Below are 16,648 nucleotides of genomic sequence, written 5' to 3'. Positions count from 1 at the left end.
TCAGCTGACCGGGGTCAACGGCCCGCCCACGATGTTGCCGACGATACCGCGAATGATGTTGGTGCCGTCCTCCTCTCGCAACTCGGCGTACCATTCGGCGGTCTTCTCCGGATCTTTGGCGTGGGTGACGTCACATCGCTTACGCGCCCGAAGCACCAGATCGCCGGCCCGTTCGGCCCGCGACTGCTGGTAGGCGGCCAGAGCCGCAGACACATCGTCGGGATGATCCCGAAACGCCCACTGCAGTGCCACCGCGTCCTCCATCGCCGAGCAGCCTCCCTGCCCGATGTCGGGGGTGGTGTTGTGGGCGGCATCGCCGAGCACTGCGACACGACCCCTGACCCAGGTGTAGAACGGATCCAGGTCGAGGATCTCGACCCGGTTGGTGGTGGCCGGGTCCAGCTTGTCGATCAGCGTGCGTACCCCCGGTGCCCAGTCCGCGAAGTGTGCACGCAGAACCTCACGCGCGCTGCCCTTCTCGTAGGGCGACCCTTGGGGTTCGACCACGTCGAAGAAGAAGTAGAACCGTCCGCCGGCGACGGGCATCACCGAGACCCGCTTGCCGTCGCCCACGTAGGTGGTCCACTCCGTGGCGGGACCGATCGATTCATCGGCGTCGACCAAGCCGTTGAAGTTCACATACCCGGCGTAGCGCCGGGTCACGGGGCCGCCGAGCACGTATTCGCGGGTGATCGAACTGGCGCCGTCGGCGCCGATGACGAAGTCCGCCGACACCGTGCTGCCGTCGGCGAAGGTCGCCGTCGCGGCATCCGGACCGTCGTGCACGCTGACCATCCGGTGGCCGAAGTTGATCTCGTCGAGCCCGTAGGCCTGCATCAGCATCGACTGCAACTCGGCGCGGGCGATGGGGTAGGGGCGCTGGCCGACCTCGTCGATCAGGGGTTGCATCGAGAACCGGCACATGGTCTGGCCGGTGTGGCCTTCGAGGTAGCTCATCGTCTCGACGATTCCGCCGAGTTCGGCGGTCTGGCTCTCCAGGCCGAGGTAGTTCAGGCATTTGACACCGTTGGACCACACCGAGATCGCGGCACCGACGGGCTTGTTCTCGGTCACCCGCTCGTAGACCCGGGTGTCGATTCCGATCTGCCGCAGGGCGAGTGCCGCACTCATGCCGCCCATTCCGGCCCCGATGATGACTGCTTTCACGACTGGACCGCCCTCTCAGCTTCCCCGGTAGGTGGAGTATGCGAACGGCGACAACAACAGCGGGACGTGGTGGTGCTCCGCGGTGTCGGTGATCTCGAAGGCGATCACGACCTCCGGGTAGAACGCGGTGACATCGTTTGCGGCGAAGTAACTTCCGGTGTCGAAATGCAGCCGGTACCGACCAGGGGCGAGTGCGTCGGCAAGTGTCTTGACCCGGCCGTCGTCGTCGGTCTGCGCGGCTGCCAGGTCCGCGCCGGAGGCGTCTGTCAGCGTCACCGCGACCCCGACGGCCGGCGTGCCGGTCACGGCGTCGAGAACATGGGTGCTCAGCGTGTTCACGGTGTCTCCTTCGACAGCAGCCGCGACAGCCTCAGCCGGTTGATCTTGGCCAACTCCGATCGCATCACTCGGCGCTCGGTCTCGGGGTCGTTGTCGATGCGCTCGGTGAGGATTGCCAGCAGTTCTTCGGCTGTGCGGCCGCTGGCACACACCAGGTAGACGTAACCGAACTTCTCCTCGTAGCAATGATTTTTCTCGGCAAGCTCGGCTTTGACCTCGGAGTCGGCATCGGACACCCGTGCCTGCTCGAGCGCCGAGGAAGGGCTGTGGGCCGACGATACCGAAGCTCCGATGCGCGGGTGGCCGTCGAGTGCGGCGTCGACTTCCGCGTCGGGCAACTCCGCCAGCACCCGGTCGGCGCGGTCGAGCAGCGCGTCCGCATCGCGGAACGGTCCCCCCGCCAGCACTCGGCGCGCCCAGATGGGCGACGAGCACACGTCGAACAGCAGGTGCATCCGTTGACGTTCGGACAGGCTGTTGAAACCTTCGATGCCGAGCGGTCCGGTTGTCGCCATCTACAGGAGTTCGTCGAGTCGGCTGAACCGCGCTGCGGCAATCGGATTCGCATCGGCGACCAGGTCGCTGAACCGGTAGTTGGCGATCTTGGCGACTTCGATCAGCGCGAAGGCCCTCTCCGCAGCGGGTGAATTGTCCATCCGCGACCATCCGTTCTTGAGCACCCGGTCGAAGTGCTCGGTCTCGCGGGCACAGATCACCAACGGGAAGCCGAAGTGTTCATGGTAGTCATTGGCCAACTTCACCACGTCATTGTGATCGTCCTCGTCGAGATTGGACAGTGCGGTGTGGTCGACGGCCAGCGCATGGCCGGTCTCGTCCTCGGCGCCGAGATCGTGGAAGGCGTTGAGCAGTTCCAATTGCTGTTCCGAGGTGCCGGTCAGCACCGCTTCTTGGAACGCCTCCCGCAAGTGTTTGGTGGTGGCGAACGGCCGTTGTTCGTAAGCCCGTTCGACAGCCCACGGCACGTCTTGCACAACATGGCCGAAGACCTCGTTGAAGCGCTCCCGGGACATCGAGTTGACCTCGTTGAGGGTGATCGACCCGCCGCCGGCCACCCGGGGCCCGCGCGAGCCGGTGTGGAAGAACACGATGTTGAGCAGGATCGCGCTGACCGCGCCGATACTGATGCCGCTGCCGAAGATCAGGTTGAGTCCGGCCGGCATGCCCTGGGCGATGTCGGGATAGGCGGTGACCCACAGAGCCAGCGCCAGGCTGGTGGTGACGATGATCAGGTTGCGGTGGTCGGTGAAGTCGACCTTGCCCAGTGTCTGGATCCCGACCGCGGCGACGGTGGCGAACAGAGTCAGGGCCGCGCCGCCGAGCACCGGGTTGGGGATGGAGGCGACGACGGCGGCCACCTTGGGCAGGAAGCCGAGCAGGATCATGAACACGCCCGCCGCGGCCACCACCCAGCGGCTCTTGATCCCGGTCAGCCGCACCAGCCCGACATTTTCGGAGAACGCGGTGTAGGGGAACGAGTTGAAGATGCCGCCGATGGTGGTGGCGACCCCGTCGGCGCGCAGCATGTTGCCGATGTTCTCGGCCTTGATGCGCTTGCCGACGATCTCGCCGGTGGCGATCGTCGACCCGGTCGATTCCACGGCGATGATCAGCATCACGATGACCATGGTCAGGCACGCCACGAAGTCGAACTTGGGCATGCCGAACAGGAACGGGGGGGTGAAGCCCACCGCGGAGGCCTCGCCGACCCGGTCGAAGTTCATGTCGCCGAGCGCATAGGCCACCGCACAGCCGATGACCAGTCCGAGCAACACGGCGATGGTGGCCAGGAAGCCGCGGAACAGTCGCTGGATCGCGACGATGATCGCGATGGTGCCCAGGGCGTACAGGAACCACCGGATGTTGGTCGGATCCGGTTCGTGGGTCGCCGGGTTGGTGACGGCGTCCATGGCGCCCACCGGCACCAGAGCCAGACCGATGACAGTGATCAGCGTGCCGGTGACCACCGGCGGGAAGAAGCGCAGCAGCTTGATGAAGATCGGCGCGATCGCGAATGTGAAGATGCCGGCCACGATCACCGCGCCGTAGACGTAGAGCATGCTCGCCGAGCCGCCACCGTTGGCCAGGCCGATGGCGATGATCGGCGCCACCCCGGCGAAGGTCACGCCCTGCAGAAGCGGGAGCCGCACGCCGATCTTCCAGAACCCCACGGCCTGGATGATCGAGGCGATCCCGCAGGTGAACAGGTCGGCGGTGATGAGCATGACGAGTTCTTCGTCGGTCAGCCCGACAGCGCCGGCGATGATGATCGGCACCAGCACCGCGCCGGCGTAGAAGGCCACGACGTGCTGGAAACCGTATGTCGCGAGCTGCGGGATGGGCAGCACCTCGTCGACCGGGTGCACACGCCTGGCCTGCCTGGTGTTGATGGGAGCCGCCATCGACCAAGGATCCGGCAGTTGGCGGCTCTTCGCATGTCGAGCGGTTCGCACACCGTCGCTTCTGCGTGCCACAATGGCCGGGTGCGCGCGGTGCTCTGGGACATGGACGGCACGCTCGTCGACTCCGAGAAGTTGTGGGACGTGTCACTTTCCACGCTCTACGCGTCCTTCGGCGGCGCGATGAGCCGCGAGACAAGGACAGCGCTGGTCGGGGCCTCTGCCGAAGAGACGATGGTGACCGTCTACGCGGAACTGGACCTGGAGCCGGATCCCGACGCGATGGCCGAATCCATCCGCTGGCTGCACGACCACACCGCAGGACTGTTCGACACCGGGTTGCCATGGTGTGACGGAGCTCGCGAGATGCTGGAAGCGCTTGCGGCCGAACGCACTCCGATGGCTCTGGTGACGAACACCCAGCGGGAGCTTGCCGAGCGGGCGCTCAACAGCATTGGTCGTCATTACTTCTCGGTATCGGTGTGCGGTGACGAGGTTCCGAACGGAAAACCCGCACCGGACCCCTATCTGCGTGCCGCCGAACTCCTCGGTGTAGAGCCGTCGGACTGCCTGGCGGTGGAGGACTCGGTGACCGGCACTGCGGCCGCGGAAAAGGCCGGATGCGCGGTGCTGGTGGTGCCCAACGACGTCCCGGTGCCTGGCGGGCGGCGGCGCAGACAGGTCGGCTCGCTGGCCGAGCTCGCCACCGCCGATCTCCGCAGGATCCACGCCGAGATCGACCGGCAGTGGCCGGGGCGCACCGCCTGACTACGGCGATCGCGAAGTCCGCCCCTACGGGGCTGGGTTGTGTGCGATCGTATCTGTGATCTATCTCTCATACCTCGGTGTGGAAGGGACGTGTCATGGGTGGCGGAGTGGGGGGCGGGCTTCCCGTCGACAACGAATTCAGTTCCGGACGCAGCGCCGCCCGGGTGGCATCGGTGGCCGCGCTCGGCGGGCTGCTGTTCGGCTTCGACAGCGCCGTGATCAACGGCGCGGTCGGTGCGCTGCAGGAGGAGTTCGGGATCGATGACGCGACGCTGGGGTTCGCGGTGGCCTCGGCGCTGCTCGGTGCCGCTGTCGGAGCGTTGACCGCGGGTCGGCTCGCCGACGCGATGGGCCGGTTGTGGGTGATGAAGATCGCCGCCGCGCTGTTCCTGATCAGCGCGATCGTGACCGGCATCGGAACGAATATCTGGGTGATCGTGGTGTTCCGCATCGTCGGCGGAGTCGCGGTCGGCATCGCCTCGGTGATCGCCCCCGCCTACATTGCCGAGACGTCTCCCGAGAGAATCCGCGGCCGGCTCGGCTCGTTGCAGCAGCTGGCCATCGTGTCCGGCATCTTCGTGGCGCTGGCCGTCGCCTGGGCGCTTGCCGAAATAGCCGGTGGCTCCAACCAGGAGCTTTGGCTCGGTATGCAGGCGTGGCGCTGGATGTTCCTGGCCGAGATCATCCCGGCGCTGGCCTACGGACTGCTGGCCTTCACGATTCCCGAGTCACCACGCTATCTCGTTGCTACGCACCGGATCCCGGAGGCCCGCCGGGTTCTGACCAGGTTGCTGGGTGAGAAGAACCTCGAGATCACCATCAGCCGCATCCAGGACTCACTGCGGTCGGAGGATCCGCCGTCGTGGCGGGATCTGTCGCGGCCGCTGCGCCAGGGTGCGACGTCATCTGCCCCGGTCGTCTTCATCCGGCGGTACCTGTGGTGGCTGTTGTCCCTGTTGGTGGTGCTCGCCGTGGCGGCGTTCGGCGTCGGCGCGTGGCCTCTCGCAGCGATGTTCCTCGCGCTGGTCATCGGGGTGGCAATGATCGGCGGCCTCTGGGGCATCGTCTGGGTCGGCCTGGGCTTGTCGATCTTCCAGCAGTTCGTCGGTATCAACGTGATCTTCTACTACTCGAATGTGCTGTGGCAGGCGGTCGGGTTCGACGAGAGCTCGTCCTTCACCATCACCGTCATCACCTCGATGACCAACATCGCCACCACCCTGGTCGCGATCGCGTTGATCGACAAGGTCGGTCGCAAGCCACTGTTGCTGGTCGGCTCGACCGGCATGGCGGTCACGTTGGGGACCATGGCGGTGATCTTCGGCACCGCACCACAGGTCGACGGCCAACCACAGCTCGGCGACGTCGCCGGTCCGGTCGCGCTGGTGGCCGCGAACCTGTTCGTCGTCGCGTTCGGGATGTCGTGGGGACCGGTGGTCTGGGTGCTGCTCGGTGAGATGTTCCCCAACCGGATCCGCGCCGCGGCACTGGGGCTGGCCGCGGCCGGCCAGTGGACGGCGAACTGGCTGATCACCGTCACCTTCCCGGGCCTGCGGGACTTCCTCGGACTGGCGTACGGGTTCTACGCCCTGTGTGCGGTGTTGTCGCTGGTTTTCGTCTGGCAGTTCGTGGAGGAGACGAAGGGCAAAGCTCTCGAGGACATGCACAGCGACGCCCGCCACCACGAGCCCACCCAGACCTGAGCGAACCCTGCCCCGGCTGTTCGCGGAGTGGGCGAGCGGCATGAAAGAATCGCTGCCCGTGAAGACCTTCGATGCGCTGTTCGCCGAACTGACCGACCGGGCGCGCACCCGCCCCGCCGGCAGCGGCACCGTCGCAGCGCTCGACAAGGGTGTACACGGCATCGGCAAGAAGATCCTCGAAGAGGCCGGTGAGGTGTGGCTGGCAGCCGAGCACGAGGGCGATGAGGCGCTCGCCGAGGAGATCAGCCAGCTGCTGTACTGGACACAGGTGTTGATGGTGTCGCGGGGCCTGTCGCTCGACGACGTCTACCGGAAGTTGTGAGCATGCTCAGAGTGGCGGTACCCAACAAGGGCACGCTCAGCGAGCCGGCCGCCGAGATCCTGTCCGAGGCAGGGTACCGGCGTCGCACCGACACCAAGGACCTGACCGTCGTCGACCCGGCGAACCAGGTCGAGTTCTTCTTCCTGCGGCCCAAGGACATTGCGATCTACGTCGGTTCCGGTCAGCTGGACCTCGGCATCACCGGCCGCGATCTCGCCCAGGAATCCGTGGCGCCGGTGCGCGAGCGGCTGGCGCTCGGCTTCGGTTCGTCGACGTTCCGGTACGCGGCGCCCAGAGGGCGTTCCTGGCGGGTGGAGGATCTCGAGGGCAAGCGGATTGCTACCGCGTTCCCCAACCTGGTACGAAAAGACCTGGCCGCCCGGGGGATCGAGGCGACGGTGATCCGCCTCGACGGCGCCGTGGAGATCTCGGTGCAGCTCGGTGTCGCCGATGCGATCGCCGACGTGGTCGGTTCCGGTCGCACCCTGGGGCTGCACGACCTGGCGGCATTCGGCGAGTCGCTGTGCGATTCCGAGGCGGTGCTGATCGAGCGAGACGACTCGGATGGGCAGGGCGGCTCGAACGGTGACGTCGAAAAGACCGCCGCCCGCGATCAATTGGCAAAACGGGTACAGGGTGTGGTGTTCGGCCAGCAGTATCTGATGCTGGACTACGATTGCCCCCGCGCGGTGCTGGAGAAGGCCACCGCTGTCACGCCCGGGCTGGAGTCCCCGACGATCGCCCCATTGGCCGACCCCGCCTGGGTCGCGGTGCGCGCTTTGGTTCCCCGCCGAGATGTCAACGCGATCATGGACCAGATCGCCGCGATCGGCGCCAAGGCGATTCTGGCCTCCGACATCAGGTTCTGCCGCCTGTAGATCTTGACGTGTGGCGCGGTCGCCCGTGTTAGCGTCCGGAGGTCCGTCCACCGCCCGGAGGTCCGATGACACACGCCCTCGTCATACTGCTGGCGCTGCTGATCGGTGTGATCGCCGGGTTACGGGCCATGACGGCTCCGGCCGTGGTCGCCTGGGGCGCGATGCTCGGCTGGATCGACGTCGCCGACAAGTGGTCGGAGTGGATGGCACATCCGATCACTGTCACGGTGCTGACAATCTTCCTGGCAGCTGAGCTGGTCACCGATCAGCTGCCGAACACACCGAGCCGCAGGGTTCCGGTGCAGTTCGTCAGCCGGCTGATCACCGGGGCGTTCGCCGGCGCGGTGATCGGCAGCGCCTTCTTCCACACCTTCAGCGCGACCGGCGCGGGTGTCATCGGCGCCGTGTTCGGCACTCTCGGCGGTGCCGCGCTGCGCGGCCGGTTGGCCTGCGTCAACAACGGAAACGACCGCCCCGGCGCGTTCGGTGAGGACGCCCTCGCCGTCGGTGGGGGTTTCCTGGTCGCGTTCCTCGTCAGCCTTGTCTAGGACGTGAGATGACAGAGAAATTCGACGCGATCATCGTCGGCGCCGGCCAGGCGGGTCCGCCGCTGGCAGGCCGGCTCACCGCCGCAGGTCAGACCGTGGCGGTGATCGAACGCAAGCTCGTCGGCGGGACGTGCGTGAACTCCGGCTGCATCCCCACCAAGACTCTGGTGGCCAGCGCGCACGCGGCGCACCTGGCCCGGCGTGGCGGCGAGTTCGGCGTGAACACCGGCCCCGTCACCGTCGACATGGCCAAGGTCAAGGCACGCAAGGATCGCATCAGCACCGGCGACCGGGAGGGTGTCGAGTCCTGGCTGGAGGGGATGAAGGGCGCCACGCTGATCCGCGGCCACGCGCGCTTCGAGGGCCCGCACACCATCCGGGTCGACGACCGGCTCCTCGAGGCCGACCGGATCTTCCTCAACGTCGGTGGCCGCGCCGTGGCACCGGACATGCCCGGGCTGGCTGACATCGATTACCTCACCAACGTCGGGATCCTCGAAATCGACACGGTGCCTGAGCATCTGGTGGTCATCGGCGGCAGTTACATCGCGCTGGAGTTCGCCCAGATGTACCGGCGGTTCGGAGCCCGGGTGACCGTCATCGAGCGGGGCCCCCGGCTGACCGCGCGTGAGGACGAGGACGTCTCCGCCGCCATCAAGGACATCCTGGAGAACGAAGGCATCAACGTGGTGCTCGGCGCCGACGGGATCCGCTTCGCCAAGGGCGGCGGTGATTCCGGCGGCTTCACCGTCACCCCCAAGGATGGTGCGGAGCCGATCGCCGGCAGCCACGTGCTCGTTGCGGTGGGTCGCCAACCCAACACCGACGATCTCGGGTTGGACGCGGCCGGGGTCACGACCGACCGCCGCGGCCACATCGTCGTCGACGACCAACTGAGGACCAACGTCGACCACATCTGGGCGATGGGGGACTGCAACGGACGGGGTGCCTTCACCCACACGTCCTACAACGACTTCGAGATCGTCGCGGCGAACCTGCTCGACGATGACCCTCGCAAGGTGAGCGACCGCGTCACCACCTATGCGCTCTACATCGACCCACCGCTGGGCCGGGTGGGGATGACCGTCGACGAGGTCCGCCGGTCAGGCCGCAAAGCATTGGTGGGCAAGCGCCCGATGACCCGCGTCGGCCGGGCGGTCGAGAAGGGGGAGACGCAGGGCTTCATGAAGGTGGTCGTCGACGCCGAGACCGAGCAGATCCTCGGGGCCGCGATCCTCGGGGTGGGCGGGGACGAGGTGGTGCAGGACATCCTGGATGTGATGACCGCCGAACTGCCCTACACCGCGATCTCGCGCACCATGCACATCCACCCGACCGTCAGCGAGTTGGTACCAACGATGCTGCAGGACCTCAAGCCGCTGCAGTAGCCGCGCGTCCCGCGAGCAGCTGCCCGGTGACCTCGGCGACGCGCTGCCCGAGGTGCCGGCAGGTTGCCACATCGGCGGAATGGACCTGCTCGGGGTTGGCGTCGACATCGGTCGCCGCGCCTGCGCCGAGGAAGAAGCCGAGACGGTTGAGGTCATGCTCGCTGCTGAAGGAGCTGTTCCACCCGGCGATCAAACCCAGGTTGATCCAGTGCATGTGATGCTGGGCGGCGAACACCGCGAGTGACATCAGCGTCTGCAGTTTGTCGCCGCTCTTGCCGCCCGAGTTGGTGAAACCGGCGGCGACCTTGTCGCGCCACGTGCCGTCCATGCAGCGGCGGCCGGTCTGCTCGGTGAACGCCTGGAATCGCGCCGACACGTTGCCCATGTAGGTCGCGCTGCCGAACACGATGGCGTCGGCGGCGTCGAGAACCTGCCAGTCCCTGTCCGTGATCTGGTCGACGGCGATCGAGTCGACCGACGCTCCGCCGTCGCGGGCGCCCGCCGCGACAGCACCGGCGAGGACCGCGGTGTGCCCGAACCCTGAGTGGTAGGCGACTGCGATGGCAGGGGTCATGGTGTTTCTCCTTCGGTGATGATTTCGAGGCGACGGGTGAGCCAGTCCGGCAACGGTTCTGCGGCGAGATGGGATTCGAGACGGTCGAGGAAGGCATGGGTGCCGCCGAGGAAGCCGCCGGCGCTGCGAACCCCGAGTCCACGGTGGCTGAAGCGCAGCAGCGTGGCCGAACCGTCGGGACCGTCGGGTTGCAGTTCGTAACGCACCACACCGTCCTCGACGATCGGCTGCTTCCACTCGTGCTCGAAGACATGCGGGGGATCCCACACCAGGATGCGGCCCGTCATCCGTTTGCGTTCCGGCGGAAGGGGTGGCCCGTCGGCGACCATGTCGATGAGTCCGCCCTCGCGGGCGTCGACGGTGGTCTCTCCGAACCACTGCCGGCGTTCGGCCGGATCGGTGATGGCGGCCCAGACCGCATCGATGGGAAACGGCAGACGGCGTTCGAAGTTCAGCACCGCGCGATCGCCGTCGATCGTCACCCGCCCGTCGCGCTCACCCATTCGGTTCACCGTGCCTGCGCTCCAGGTGGCGTTCCAGGGAGTCGAGATGACCGGCCCAGTAGCGCCGGTAACGTTCGATCCAGTCGTCGATGGCCACCAGACCGTCGGCCCGCAGCGCGTAGATGCGGCGTTGCGCCTGTGGCCGAACCTCGACCAGGCCAACTTCGCGCAGTATCCGCAGATGTCGGGACACCGTCGGCTGGGTCAGCTCGGGCAGCGTGGCCACCAGGTCACCGGCACTGCGCTCGCCGTCTGCCAAGGCATCCAACAAGGCTCGCCGGTTGGGCTCGGCGACCGCTTCGAACACATCCATGCCCCTGAGTATCGCTGACCATCTATATAGATGCAAGCGTATTTAAGGGGTGGTACCGGTGACCGCTCGCAGCAGCCGGAGTTGTCCGAGTTCGGAGACGTTCTTGGTTAGCTCAACCGCGACCCACAGCACGGTGTCGGCGACGGTGCGGCCGGAACCGGCATCCCACGGAAAAGTCGTGGGAGCGGTCAGCGCGTCGATGGCAGCCGTCCACCAATAGTCGATGTGCCAGGTGAGCCAGGCGATCGTCGGAACCGGCACGGGATCTGGTTCGGTCTCGGCCCAGTCCGAACGCCACACGCTGGCGTCGTCCCGGTGGACCGTCCAGCACATGTTCGCCGGTTCCCAGAGGAAATCCTCCTCGGCGAGGGCCGCGAGGTGAAGTTCGGCCAGCGACCAGGCCAGCTCGAACTGCCGGCGGGCCTCATCGATCATGGGAAACGTAGCGCGGCGGACCCCGGGCTCCAGCTCTGGGGTGAGCGCGTCAAGTGTGCGCTTTGAGTGGCCACTGGCACCTGTGTTCTGGCGTGTCATCGCGTTAGATAGAGGCAGTCTGTCTAACGTTGTCGGGTATGGGTGTTACGTTGCGCACGAACGCGAATATCGCGTTCCAGTGCGCGTATCACATCGTGTGGTGCCCGAAGTACCGGCGCCGAGTGATCGGCGGCCGTATGGAGGAGCGACTCAAGGAGATCATCACCGAGGTGATTACCGAGAAGGGGCGTGGTTGATCGAGATGCAGACCATGCCTGATCACGTGCACCTCTTGGTGGAAGTGGACCCGCAGTTCGGGGTGCACAAACTGGTGAAGGCCATCAAGGGCCGGTCCTCGCGTGAGTTGCGCGAGGAGTTTCCGTGGTTGCGGTCGCGGTTGCCGTCGCTGTGGACGAACTCGTACTTCGTGGCCGCCGTCGGCGGGGCACCGTTGTCGGTGATCAAACGCTATGTCGAGTCGCAGAAGGACCGCTGAGTTATGTTGACGGGGCGGCGGTTCCGGGTCGAGTTCACCGGTGAGCAGTCCGAGTTCGCCGAGCGGATCGGAGCGGTATGTCGGGTGGTGTGGAACACCGGTCTAGAGCAGCGCCGCGAGTACCGTCGCCGTGGGGCGTGGATGAATTACCAGCCCCAGGCCAAGGAGCTGGCTGAAGCCAAGTCCGAGCATCCCTGGTTGAAAGATGTTCCGGGGCATTGCCTGCAGCAGACGTTGATGGACCTGGATCGGGCGTGTCATGAGCATGGCACGTGGAAGGTGCGGTGGCGTTCGGGTCGGCGGTGGTCGCCGTCGTTCCGGTTTCCCGAGGGCAACAAGATGGCCGTAGAGAAGCTCAACCGCCGCCACGGCCGGATCAAATTGCCCAAACTCGGGTGGGTGAAACTGCGGATGAGCCGACCGCTGGCCGGTGAGACCATCCGTTCGGCCACCCTCCGCAGAGAGGGTCGGCATTGGTTCATCTCGGTTTTGGTCGACGACGCCCGGCAGACTCCCGAGGCCCACCCAGTGCCAGGTGCGGCGGTCGGGGTCGACCGTGGTGTGGTGGCAGCGATCGCGACCAGCGATGGCGCCCTGATCGACCAGGCGTTCACGACCGCCGGGGAGCGTCGTCGTGTGGTGGCGCTGCAACGCAAGTTGTCCCGTGCATCCAAGAGGTCGGCTAGCCGGGACAAGGCTCGGGCGGCATTGGCGGCGGTGCGGGCCCGCGAGCGCCGTCGCCGCCTGGATTTCTGTGCCCAGATTGCCCACCAGCTCGCTGCTACCAACTCCGTGGTGGTGATCGAAGATCTCAGGACCAAGCAGATGACGAAATCGGCGAAAGGAACTCTCGAACAGCCCGGGCGCAATGTCAGAGCGAAGTCCGGGCTCAACCGTGCCATCCTCGTCAAAGGCTGGCATCAGTTCGCGTTGGCACTAGCCTCGGCGGCCCGATACACCGGGACCACCGTCGTGAAGGTGCCGGCGGCCTACACATCGCAACGCTGCTCAGCGTGTGGGCAGGCGGACCCGAAATCCCGCGAGAGCCAAGCGGTATTCCGGTGCACCTACTGCACGCATCATGAGCACGCGGATGTGAACGCCGCGAAGAACATTCTGGCCGCAGGGCTTGCGGTCACCGCCTGTGAAGACCAACCGAGGCCCTCGGGCCGAGCGCGGTCACCGAAGCAGGAACCAGCAGGAAACCGCGAGGAATTACTGCTCCAACCCACCACTGCTGCACCCGCGGCATGAACCGGTTGGAATCCCCCCCGGCTTCAGCCGTGGGGAGGACGTCAACATCGGCGCTGCACGAGCAGCGTCTGTGCACTGGTGCCGATGAATCCTTGCCGGTCGAAGATCTCCGCGGTGGTCACCCCGATGCCGTCCGGGCCGATCGACCCACGCGCCCGCAGCCCGAAGTCCTGCCCGGAGGGCAGGCGGTGCAGATGCACGACGGTGTCGGTGTTCATGAAGACGAACTGTTGCGGGTCCAGCGCGGCGCCTATCCCGTTCGCCGAATCGACCACCATCGCCAGGCGCTGCAGCGCCGTCGTCGGCTCTGAATCCACCAGCGGTACTAGAGGACTCAGCCAGACCAAACCAGGCGCGCCCTCCTCGGTGGCCTGCCTGCGCCAGCTGACCGCCTGCAGATACCCCGGCGCCCCCTCCCACGCGTGGGCGACGGGCTCCGGATCGCCCTCCACCAGCGGCGGGTATCGGTCGGTGGCGGCGTCTGAGGTGTCCGTGGGAGCGAGCAGCCAGGCGGTGACGCGGGCGACCGGCCGGCGGCTGCCGTCCGGGCGATCGGTGAGCATCTCGGCGGTCATCATCGAGATCCGGCTGCCCGGCCGGTCCACCCGCGCGCGGACCCGGACGGTGGCGACCGGGATGGGTCCGAGGATGTCCAGCGTGAGCCGGCCGATACGCAGCCCCGTCCCCGCCGCGAGGTTTTCGACGGCCCTGGTCAGCAACGCCAGAGGCGGGGAGCCGTGCTGGATCTCGGGATCCCAGTTGCTTCGGGTCCCGTCGGTCGAGACGAAGAGCTCGTCCTCCCCGTCAGCGCCTTGCCGACGGAACATGCAGTCGATCACGCAGCCGGCTCCGTGGCCTGCAGCACGGTGTCCGGGTCGCCCTCGTCGAACACCTCGGGCCAACCCGGATACGGCGGGGAGTGCCGCCGAAGACCGGGCAGTGGGCGTGGTGGGCGCACCAGTCGCACAACCGCGACGGTTGCGGCCGGAAGTCGCCTGTCACACCTGCCGCCTGGATGGCCCGCCAGATCGCCATCAACGTCTTCTCGAAACGCAGCAGCTCGTCGAGGTCGGGCGAGTAGTCCAGCACTTGGCTGTCGGCGAGGTAGAGCAGCCGCAGCCGGGTCGGCAGCACACCGCGCGACCGCAGCAGCGCGACCGCGTAGAACTTCATCTGGAACATGGCCTTGAACTCGGCCAGCGCCCGTGCCTCGGGCGGCGCCTTGCCGGTCTTGTAATCCACCACCCGCAGCTCACCGGTGGGGGCGACGTCGATTCGGTCGACGAAGCCGCGCAGCAGGGTGCCGTCTTCGAGCTCGACCTCCACGCGCTGCTCACAGCACTGCGGGTCGAAGCGGGTGGGATCCTCGAGCCGGTAGTACCCCGACAGCAACTTTCGCGCCTGTTCGAGCAGCTCGGCCTGCAATGCCGGATCGATCTCGGTGGCCACCGAGGGCCGTTCGGCGACCACCCGTTCCCACGCCGGCAGCACCAGCGCCGCCGCCGTCTCGGGCACCCGGTCTGCGGCCGGCAGGGCGTACAGCTGCTCGAGCGCGGCGTGCACCACCGACCCGCGCACCTGTGCGGTGGACGACGGCTCCGGTAGCCGGTCGATGGCACGGAAGCGGTACAGCAGCGGACACTGTTTGAAGTCGCTCGCCCGCGACGGAGACAGCGCCGGCCGCCGTACCGGCCGTTCCGTCTGCTCGCTCATGAACCCCAGCCTATGACCGGGCCACGACAAATCCGGGCAACCCCGGCCGCCTCCGCCGGCGCGTCTACTGGCAGGCTGATCAGCTGTGCCAAGAACGGGTCCATTCGCCGTCGGTGATCGCGTACAGCTCACCGACGCGAAAGGCAGGCGCTACACGATGGTGCTCAAGGCCGACGGCGAGTTCCACACCCATCGCGGGATCATCGACCTCGGAGCGGTGGTGGGGCTGCCGGAAGGCAGCGTCGTGCGATCGACCAACGGCGACCAGTTCCTGGTGTTGCGGCCGTTGCTGGTCGACTACGTGATGTCGATGCCGCGGGGCGCGCAGGTCGTCTACCCGAAGGATGCGGCCCAGATCGTCCACGAAGGCGACATCTTCCCCGGGGCGAGGGTGCTCGAAGCCGGTGCGGGCTCAGGAGCGTTGACGTGCTCGCTGCTGCGAGCCGTCGGCCCGCAGGGTCAGGTGACCTCCTACGAGTTGCGGGAGGACCACGCCGAGCACGCCGTGCGCAACGTCACGACGTTCTTCGGTGAGCAACCGCCGAACTGGGACCTGGTGATCGCCGACGTCGGCGCCTACACCGGACCCGAGGTGGACCGGGTGGTCCTGGACATGCTCGCGCCGTGGGACGTGCTCGACGCGGTCGCCAACGCGTTGGTCGCCGGAGGGGTGCTGGTCATTTACGTGGCCACGGTGACACAGCTGTCCAAGACCGTGGAGGCGTTGCGCGAACAACAGTGTTGGACCGAACCACGTTCTTGGGAGAGCATGCAGCGCGGCTGGCACGTGGTCGGTCTGGCGGTCCGCCCGGAGCACACCATGCGGGGCCACACCGCCTTTCTGATCAGCGCCCGAAAGCTGGCGCCGGGCACGGTCGCCCCGGTGCCGGTGCGGAAGAAACGCCTCACCTAGTCGTCGTCGGTGCTTCGCCGCAGCCCCCGCCGGGCCGACAGGAGCTCGATCTCGGGGCGCGCGGCCACCAGTCGTTCGGCTGCGTCGAGAACATCCACCACATGGGCGCGATCGGCGGCCACCAGGGCGATTCCGACCCCGGCCCGCCGATGCAGGTCCTGCGATCCCGTCTCCGCGGCCGACACCGAGAACCTGCGGGCCAACTCGGCGATCACCGGGCGGATGACCGACCGCTTCTGCTTGAGCGATCGCACGTCGCCGAGCAGGATGTCGAACTCCAGCCAGCCGATCCACATCCCGGTCAGCGCTTGGGCGTCGGTGGTGCTGGGGCAGGCGCGCTCTCCGGGCCGTCCAACGCCAGCAGCTGCTCGGCGGTCTGACGGGTCAGCTGCCAGGATCCGTCGGACCGGGCGAACTCCATCGGATAGGTGAACTCGCCGCCCTGCGGACCCGCCGTGCGCACCACCACGGTCGCGACGACGTTGCCGGGGTCGGATTGTGACCACCCGAGGTCGCGGGTCTCGAACGCCAGCGGCAAGGCGCCGTTGTCCCGCAGGGCGGTGCCGAAGCGGTCGAGGGCGGCAGCCTCGTCGGCCGAGCCGTCCTCGATGAGAGCGACCTTCTGGTCGCCGGGAAGCGTCGGGTCGGACAGCCTGGCCATCACGTCGATCAACGCCGACGCCGGGGGCAGCGGCGGTCCGCCCGGCGCCGGGGCGGCCGGAGGCGGCATCCCGACCGACGGTGCAGGTGAGGTTTCCACCGTCGGGGACGCCGCGGGCGGGGCCGACGGGCTGCACCCGCTCAGTCCGAGCGCCGCCACGATCGTGGCGGCGCTACAGACTGCAACGGTGCGGCGCACCTGTGTCACGAATCGGTAA

Annotated in this window: 18 protein-coding genes and 3 pseudogenes; 9 read left to right on the top strand and 12 right to left on the bottom strand. The window is 67.1% G+C overall.

What is annotated here, in order from left to right:
- Genes hpxO through G6N53_RS20590 form a run of 4 tightly spaced genes read right to left on the bottom strand, consistent with a single transcriptional unit; the run spans position 1 to position 3,926 of the window.
- On the bottom strand, positions 1 to 1,167 hold the full coding sequence (gene hpxO / locus G6N53_RS20605) for an FAD-dependent urate hydroxylase HpxO (protein WP_163891503.1): 1,167 nt from the start codon (positions 1,165 to 1,167) through the stop codon (positions 1 to 3).
- A 15-nt stretch (positions 1,168 to 1,182) separates the two neighbouring features.
- Positions 1,183 to 1,506 carry a hydroxyisourate hydrolase gene (gene uraH, locus G6N53_RS20600; RefSeq protein ID WP_163891501.1) on the bottom strand — a complete coding sequence of 108 codons (324 nt, stop codon included), beginning with the start codon at positions 1,504 to 1,506 and terminating at the stop codon, positions 1,183 to 1,185.
- The gene (gene uraD, locus G6N53_RS20595) at positions 1,503 to 2,021 is read right to left on the bottom strand and encodes a 2-oxo-4-hydroxy-4-carboxy-5-ureidoimidazoline decarboxylase (protein ID WP_163891499.1); all 519 of its coding nucleotides are present in this window, start codon (positions 2,019 to 2,021) and stop codon (positions 1,503 to 1,505) included. The genes uraH and uraD overlap by 4 nt, the downstream gene beginning before the upstream one ends.
- Positions 2,022 to 3,926: a PbuX/PucJ/PucK family nucleobase permease gene (locus G6N53_RS20590; RefSeq protein WP_163891497.1), complete on the bottom strand. Its 1,905-nt coding sequence runs from the start codon at positions 3,924 to 3,926 to the stop codon at positions 2,022 to 2,024.
- Positions 3,927 to 4,007: 81 nt separating this feature from the next.
- On the opposite strand from G6N53_RS20590, the gene G6N53_RS20585 reads away from it, so the two are divergent.
- The 6 genes and pseudogenes from G6N53_RS20585 (at position 4,008) to G6N53_RS20560 (ending at position 9,530) form a co-directional block, all read left to right on the top strand.
- Positions 4,008 to 4,691, top strand: a complete 684-nt coding sequence (locus G6N53_RS20585; RefSeq protein ID WP_163891495.1) for an HAD family hydrolase — start codon at positions 4,008 to 4,010, stop codon at positions 4,689 to 4,691.
- A 164-nt stretch (positions 4,692 to 4,855) separates the two neighbouring features.
- Positions 4,856 to 6,394: pseudogene (locus tag G6N53_RS20580) on the top strand (MFS transporter); the annotation flags it as partial.
- Positions 6,395 to 6,434: 40 nt separating this feature from the next.
- Positions 6,435 to 6,716, top strand: coding sequence for a phosphoribosyl-ATP diphosphatase (locus G6N53_RS20575; protein WP_163891490.1), 282 nt, complete (start codon positions 6,435 to 6,437; stop codon positions 6,714 to 6,716).
- Between the two features lie 2 nt (positions 6,717 to 6,718).
- Positions 6,719 to 7,594, top strand: coding sequence for an ATP phosphoribosyltransferase (gene hisG / locus G6N53_RS20570; protein WP_163891488.1), 876 nt, complete (start codon positions 6,719 to 6,721; stop codon positions 7,592 to 7,594).
- Between the two features lie 65 nt (positions 7,595 to 7,659).
- On the top strand, positions 7,660 to 8,142 hold the full coding sequence (locus G6N53_RS20565) for a DUF4126 family protein (RefSeq protein ID WP_163891486.1): 483 nt from the start codon (positions 7,660 to 7,662) through the stop codon (positions 8,140 to 8,142).
- Between the two features lie 8 nt (positions 8,143 to 8,150).
- Positions 8,151 to 9,530, top strand: coding sequence for an FAD-containing oxidoreductase (locus tag G6N53_RS20560; RefSeq protein ID WP_163891484.1), 1,380 nt, complete (start codon positions 8,151 to 8,153; stop codon positions 9,528 to 9,530).
- Here the strand turns inward: G6N53_RS20560 and G6N53_RS20555 are convergent.
- The 4 genes from G6N53_RS20555 to G6N53_RS20540 are packed head-to-tail and all read right to left on the bottom strand — an operon-like array spanning position 9,514 to position 11,355.
- A complete protein-coding gene (locus tag G6N53_RS20555) occupies positions 9,514 to 10,104 on the bottom strand; it encodes a flavodoxin family protein (protein WP_163891482.1) in 591 nt (196 codons plus the stop codon). The two genes, G6N53_RS20560 and G6N53_RS20555, sit on opposite strands and share 17 nt — an antisense overlap.
- Entirely contained in the window at positions 10,101 to 10,607 is a 507-nt protein-coding gene (locus tag G6N53_RS20550) for an SRPBCC family protein (protein WP_163891480.1), read from the bottom strand. Before G6N53_RS20550 ends, G6N53_RS20555 begins: the two co-directional genes overlap by 4 nt.
- The gene (locus G6N53_RS20545; RefSeq protein WP_163891478.1) at positions 10,600 to 10,920 is read right to left on the bottom strand and encodes an ArsR/SmtB family transcription factor; all 321 of its coding nucleotides are present in this window, start codon (positions 10,918 to 10,920) and stop codon (positions 10,600 to 10,602) included. Before G6N53_RS20545 ends, G6N53_RS20550 begins: the two co-directional genes overlap by 8 nt.
- Positions 10,921 to 10,962: 42 nt before the next feature.
- Positions 10,963 to 11,355 (bottom strand): DinB family protein, encoded by a 393-nt coding sequence (locus G6N53_RS20540; RefSeq protein ID WP_163891476.1) that lies wholly within the window; start codon positions 11,353 to 11,355, stop codon positions 10,963 to 10,965.
- A 137-nt stretch (positions 11,356 to 11,492) separates the two neighbouring features.
- On the opposite strand from G6N53_RS20540, the pseudogene tnpA reads away from it, so the two are divergent.
- Positions 11,493 to 11,890: pseudogene (gene tnpA / locus G6N53_RS20535) on the top strand (IS200/IS605 family transposase).
- A 3-nt stretch (positions 11,891 to 11,893) separates the two neighbouring features.
- On the top strand, positions 11,894 to 13,144 hold the full coding sequence (locus G6N53_RS20530; protein WP_163891474.1) for an RNA-guided endonuclease InsQ/TnpB family protein: 1,251 nt from the start codon (positions 11,894 to 11,896) through the stop codon (positions 13,142 to 13,144).
- Positions 13,145 to 13,185: 41 nt separating this feature from the next.
- On the opposite strand, the gene G6N53_RS20525 is transcribed toward G6N53_RS20530, so the two are convergent.
- Both G6N53_RS20525 and G6N53_RS20520 read right to left on the bottom strand, forming a co-directional pair.
- The gene (locus G6N53_RS20525; protein WP_163891472.1) at positions 13,186 to 13,983 is read right to left on the bottom strand and encodes a thioesterase family protein; all 798 of its coding nucleotides are present in this window, start codon (positions 13,981 to 13,983) and stop codon (positions 13,186 to 13,188) included.
- A pseudogene (locus G6N53_RS20520) lies at positions 13,980 to 14,857 on the bottom strand (RecB family exonuclease). The gene G6N53_RS20525 and the pseudogene G6N53_RS20520 overlap by 4 nt, the downstream one beginning before the upstream one ends.
- An 85-nt stretch (positions 14,858 to 14,942) precedes the next feature.
- Between G6N53_RS20520 and G6N53_RS20515 the strand changes: the two are divergent.
- Complete coding sequence (locus G6N53_RS20515) at positions 14,943 to 15,770, top strand: tRNA (adenine-N1)-methyltransferase (RefSeq protein ID WP_163891470.1); 828 nt, start codon at positions 14,943 to 14,945, stop codon at positions 15,768 to 15,770.
- On the opposite strand, the gene G6N53_RS20510 is transcribed toward G6N53_RS20515, so the two are convergent.
- Both G6N53_RS20510 and lppK read right to left on the bottom strand, forming a co-directional pair.
- The gene (locus G6N53_RS20510) at positions 15,767 to 16,066 is read right to left on the bottom strand and encodes a DUF503 domain-containing protein (RefSeq protein WP_163891468.1); all 300 of its coding nucleotides are present in this window, start codon (positions 16,064 to 16,066) and stop codon (positions 15,767 to 15,769) included. The two genes, G6N53_RS20515 and G6N53_RS20510, sit on opposite strands and share 4 nt — an antisense overlap.
- 5 nt (positions 16,067 to 16,071) lie before the next feature.
- Entirely contained in the window at positions 16,072 to 16,629 is a 558-nt protein-coding gene (gene lppK, locus G6N53_RS20505) for a lipoprotein LppK (protein ID WP_205390582.1), read from the bottom strand.
- Positions 16,630 to 16,648: the final 19 nt, after the last annotated feature.

It is taken from the genome of Mycolicibacterium hippocampi, from assembly GCF_010723735.1.
Lineage (GTDB): Bacteria > Actinomycetota > Actinomycetes > Mycobacteriales > Mycobacteriaceae > Mycobacterium > Mycobacterium hippocampi.
This window is presented reverse-complemented; position numbering and strand designations above follow the sequence as displayed.